This window comes from Acinetobacter sp. NIPH 284, assembly GCF_000369425.1.
In the GTDB taxonomy this organism is placed as follows: Bacteria; Pseudomonadota; Gammaproteobacteria; order Pseudomonadales; family Moraxellaceae; genus Acinetobacter.
Genome location: NZ_KB850020.1, coordinates 1 through 3321, shown reverse-complemented (window position 1 = coordinate 3321; position 3321 = coordinate 1). Strand labels below are relative to the sequence as shown.

Sequence of the window (3321 nt, the reverse complement as noted above, 5' to 3'; positions counted from 1 at the left end):
CAGGGTAAATGTATGTTTATGGCAGGGTAAATGTATGTTTATGGCAGGGTAAATGTATGTTTATAAGGCTTGAAACTATTGCTATGTAAGAGTTTCAAGCTAATTAAAAACAATTAAAAGAAGTTAAAAACAATTAAAAACCCGCTTCGCTATTTTTTTTGTTAAAATTTAAGAGAAATTTTATTTGTCGAGGTGGCAAATGAGTGTAATGGGCTTTATGGTAACTACTACACAAACCCAAAAAACTGCACCTATCAAGATTAATCTTGATAGAATGAAATCTGCTTTATCTGCGGAAAGCTTTGTAATGCCTCAAGGTTTATCTCGTGAAGAAAAGCGCAGATTCATTTTAGAAGCAGGAAAAAAGTAATTGTCATACACTTGGGAATTTGGAAAACAGTTTGCTGTTGAGTTTGGTAATTATCCTGAAAATCAACAAGATAAAATTCTAGACTTTACTGATGTTTATGAGAAGTATGGATTAAACGACTTTTCTAAATACCAAGGCAAAATTTCACAATCATGGCGTGGAATTGATAAAACTCATCCAATATATGACTATGCGTATTCAAATAACCTTTGGCATTACCATATAGGTATTCCTGAATACGTTAAAAGCAAATATAACAATTACTTAACATCAGATATGATTCTCCATTTTCAGTGGAAAAACCGTTCTAATCATATTTTTATTGCAGATATCACATGGCACTATAAATCTAATGGCGAGTTTTGGTTGCCTGAACCAAATTATTTAGATTGAGAAGCCTTTTATAAAAAATATTGAGTGTACAGTTGAAAGAAAATTGGAATGATTTTATAGATAGAAAATACGATAGGTTCATGTGGACTGATTCATTAAATAATGAACATGTCTTTTGTACTATTGATCACGAAGTTCTAATAGAGTTAGCTAGAGCGATTCTGAATACAATCTATAAAGATAGTGGCTGTTTTCAAAAACTTATAAAGATCCCTGATGGCGGTTTAAATATCAATGATATAATTCTTGATTATGCAATACCTGCTTCATGTGTTGTAACTAACCTAACATCTGATTGGGAAGACTCATATCTTGGTATTCCAAGCTATTATATTGTTGATCTTTATCAGTCATCAGACTATAGGTTCTCTGAACCAATGCACTCCAAAATTTTAAATTTAGTTGAATTTAAAATTTAAAAAAACCAGCTACAAAGCTGTAGCTGGTTTTTTATAAGTCATTTGTCTTTTTTATTATTAAAATTAATCGTCAGCACAAACGTAGGCTCAATTGATATCAGCTTTAAAACTTCAGCAATGATATGAAGATCTAAGTTTAGGGCCATTTGTAAAAGATCATTTGCCCATAAAACCACACTCAAAAAAATTAAAATAAACATGAAAACACCTTGTCCTTAAACAAAGTATTTAGTCCAAACAGAGTAGTTGTTTGGTTATAAATTGATCAAACGGTTATATTAATTTTAGATTTAAAATCAATTTCTTATATGTTTTTTAAATAAAGAAACAAGGGGTACTCGATGCTTTAAATTTTGGCTTTAGCCACACTTTAAAGTCGAGTAACTTTGCGTCTGTGGCTATCAAATTAGTAATGGAAAAAACAAAGCAAAGTACCGCCCGAAATTATTTAGGGTCAATCACACAATAATCACCATTTTTTCCATATCCACACTGCTTTTTCATGACTTTGACGCAGGTTTGTCCCTCACATTTGGATATGTCTAGGCTGTATTGCTTGAGGTTGTTTACTTCCGATCTACGTTGTTGAATTTCGTCCATGCTTGGGACGAATAGGAATAACGCCAAAAATAAAATCATGACCAACCCAACAAAGGCACTGGCGTACACCATGATGAATTGGGTGTTCAGTCGACTTGTTGCCTTGTCTAATTCCTGAATACGGCTCTTTAATGCGCTTATTGCTTGTTTATTGGTGTCCTGTAGCGATTTTTCCGCCTTATCGAGCACACCTGTAGCAACTTGGCTGTAAAACGTCTCTAATCGCTTCTGATCGTCTGCTATGGCTTCTCGATATTCTTTCATTGATGCCAATAAAATATATAACTGGTCGTCTAAATCATCATTTTGGTTGCTCATCGTGACCATCCGCCTTTATTCAAATTAGGTGAAGCCTTTTGTTCGGCTTTTTTCATTTCTCTTTCTTGCTGTCGCTTCTGTTCCGCTTGGCGTTCCAGTTCTAGGCGTTTGCTTTCTTGGTTCTTCTGCCATTTATCAAAACCTTGATCGACACGGTTTAAACCACGTTGTAAAACGCTCTCTTTTTGCTGTTTTTCTTGGTGAAGCTGTTGGCTATTTTGCTGTTTGACGTTGTCATTAAAACGGCTGATTTCAGTGTCTATGCCTTGTCTGCGTAATTGGGTGACTTTGGTGCCTTCATGGATGGTGGCTTGTAGTCCGTTGTTCTGATCAGCATAGCTACGATGGTCAATTTTTTGCTGTTGTCCTGCTTGTTCCAGGGCGTGATTCGCCAGGTCTGCCCAAGTTGCCCGAATTTGTTTAATGTCCTCTTGGGTTGTACCGATATTGAGGGTCTTTCTTTTGGCGTTACTGAGTTCAATCTCTGCTTTTGTGGTCAGGATCAAATTGTTTTCAGGGTCTAATTCCGCCTTTCGGGTAGTAAGCATGATATGGGCGTGATGGTTCTTATCATTTCCGCCTTTGCTGGGTTCGTGGATGGCTAAGTCTGCAATCACGCCATAGCGATCAACTAAGGCCGTGGCAAAGGCTTTTGCCAAGTCCTTACGTTGATCTGCGTCTAATTCATCGGGTAGGGCGATTACCCATTCTCTAGCGGTTCGGGCATCTTTGCGGTTTTCTGACTGTTCCGCCAAGTTCCAAAGTTGGCTACGATCAATTTCTATATCGAGGTTGGAGATAATTTCGGTATGGGCGACACCATCCTTTCTCGTAAAATCGTGGGTTAGCCCTGTGCGTTCATCCTCTAATTTTTCCCCTGCACGATATGCAGACGATGCAATCGCAGTTCTTCCAGAACTGCGATTAACCGTTTTAGTTGAACAGTGATAAATTGCCATTAAATGAAGCTATCAGTATATTTTTTTCGAATCTCATCTAAGTTGTCATTAATATCAATGAGAGCCTTTTCTAGTTTAGAATTGTCATACTCTAGACTTCTAGTATTGTTTTCTATACGACCTAAATTTGTTGATAATATTGAAAGAAAAATAATACCGAAAATAACATAGGACTTACGCACTATTATTTATAGATTCTCTGTGGTAGGAGATGATTTTTATCGAGAATAAAGTCATCAATGAAGTCTTTGATGATTGGTCT

Annotated in this window: 6 protein-coding genes; 3 read left to right on the top strand and 3 right to left on the bottom strand. The window is 36.3% G+C overall.

The annotated features are described in order from the left end of the window. Nucleotides 1-199 precede the first annotated feature (199 nt). From F908_RS16160 to F908_RS15100, 3 genes are read left to right on the top strand one after another with little or no spacing between them, the layout of a single operon-like run. Entirely contained in the window at nucleotides 200-370 is a 171-nt protein-coding gene (locus F908_RS16160; RefSeq protein WP_005165379.1) for a hypothetical protein, read from the top strand. Beyond that, nucleotides 371-763: a hypothetical protein gene (locus F908_RS15105; RefSeq protein WP_005165376.1), complete on the top strand. Its 393-nt coding sequence runs from the start codon at nucleotides 371-373 to the stop codon at nucleotides 761-763. 32 nt (nucleotides 764-795) lie between these two features. Continuing rightward, nucleotides 796-1182, top strand: coding sequence for a hypothetical protein (locus F908_RS15100; RefSeq protein WP_034602972.1), 387 nt, complete (start codon nucleotides 796-798; stop codon nucleotides 1180-1182). A 38-nt stretch (nucleotides 1183-1220) separates the two neighbouring features. Here F908_RS15100 and F908_RS16020 read toward each other — a convergent pair whose 3' ends face one another. The 3 genes from F908_RS16020 to mobQ all read right to left on the bottom strand — a co-directional run bounded on the left by F908_RS16020 (nucleotide 1221) and on the right by mobQ (nucleotide 3059). After that, a complete protein-coding gene (locus tag F908_RS16020; RefSeq protein WP_005165369.1) occupies nucleotides 1221-1382 on the bottom strand; it encodes a hypothetical protein in 162 nt (53 codons plus the stop codon). Between the two features lie 244 nt (nucleotides 1383-1626). After that, on the bottom strand, nucleotides 1627-2100 hold the full coding sequence (locus tag F908_RS15095) for a hypothetical protein (RefSeq protein WP_005165366.1): 474 nt from the start codon (nucleotides 2098-2100) through the stop codon (nucleotides 1627-1629). Then, the gene (gene mobQ, locus F908_RS15090; protein ID WP_005165363.1) at nucleotides 2097-3059 is read right to left on the bottom strand and encodes a MobQ family relaxase; all 963 of its coding nucleotides are present in this window, start codon (nucleotides 3057-3059) and stop codon (nucleotides 2097-2099) included. The genes F908_RS15095 and mobQ overlap by 4 nt, the downstream gene beginning before the upstream one ends. Between the last annotated feature and the right edge of the window lie 262 nt (nucleotides 3060-3321).

Excerpts from the sequence above, each read along its gene's own strand:
- mobQ (WP_005165363.1), bottom strand. The coding sequence starts at position 3,059 with ATGGCAATTTATCACTGTTCAACTAAAACGGTTAATCGCAGTTCTGGA.
- F908_RS16160 (WP_005165379.1), top strand. The coding sequence starts at position 200 with ATGAGTGTAATGGGCTTTATGGTAACTACTACACAAACCCAAAAAACT.
- F908_RS16020 (WP_005165369.1), bottom strand. The coding sequence starts at position 1,382 with ATGTTTATTTTAATTTTTTTGAGTGTGGTTTTATGGGCAAATGATCTT.
- F908_RS15095 (WP_005165366.1), bottom strand. The coding sequence starts at position 2,100 with ATGAGCAACCAAAATGATGATTTAGACGACCAGTTATATATTTTATTG.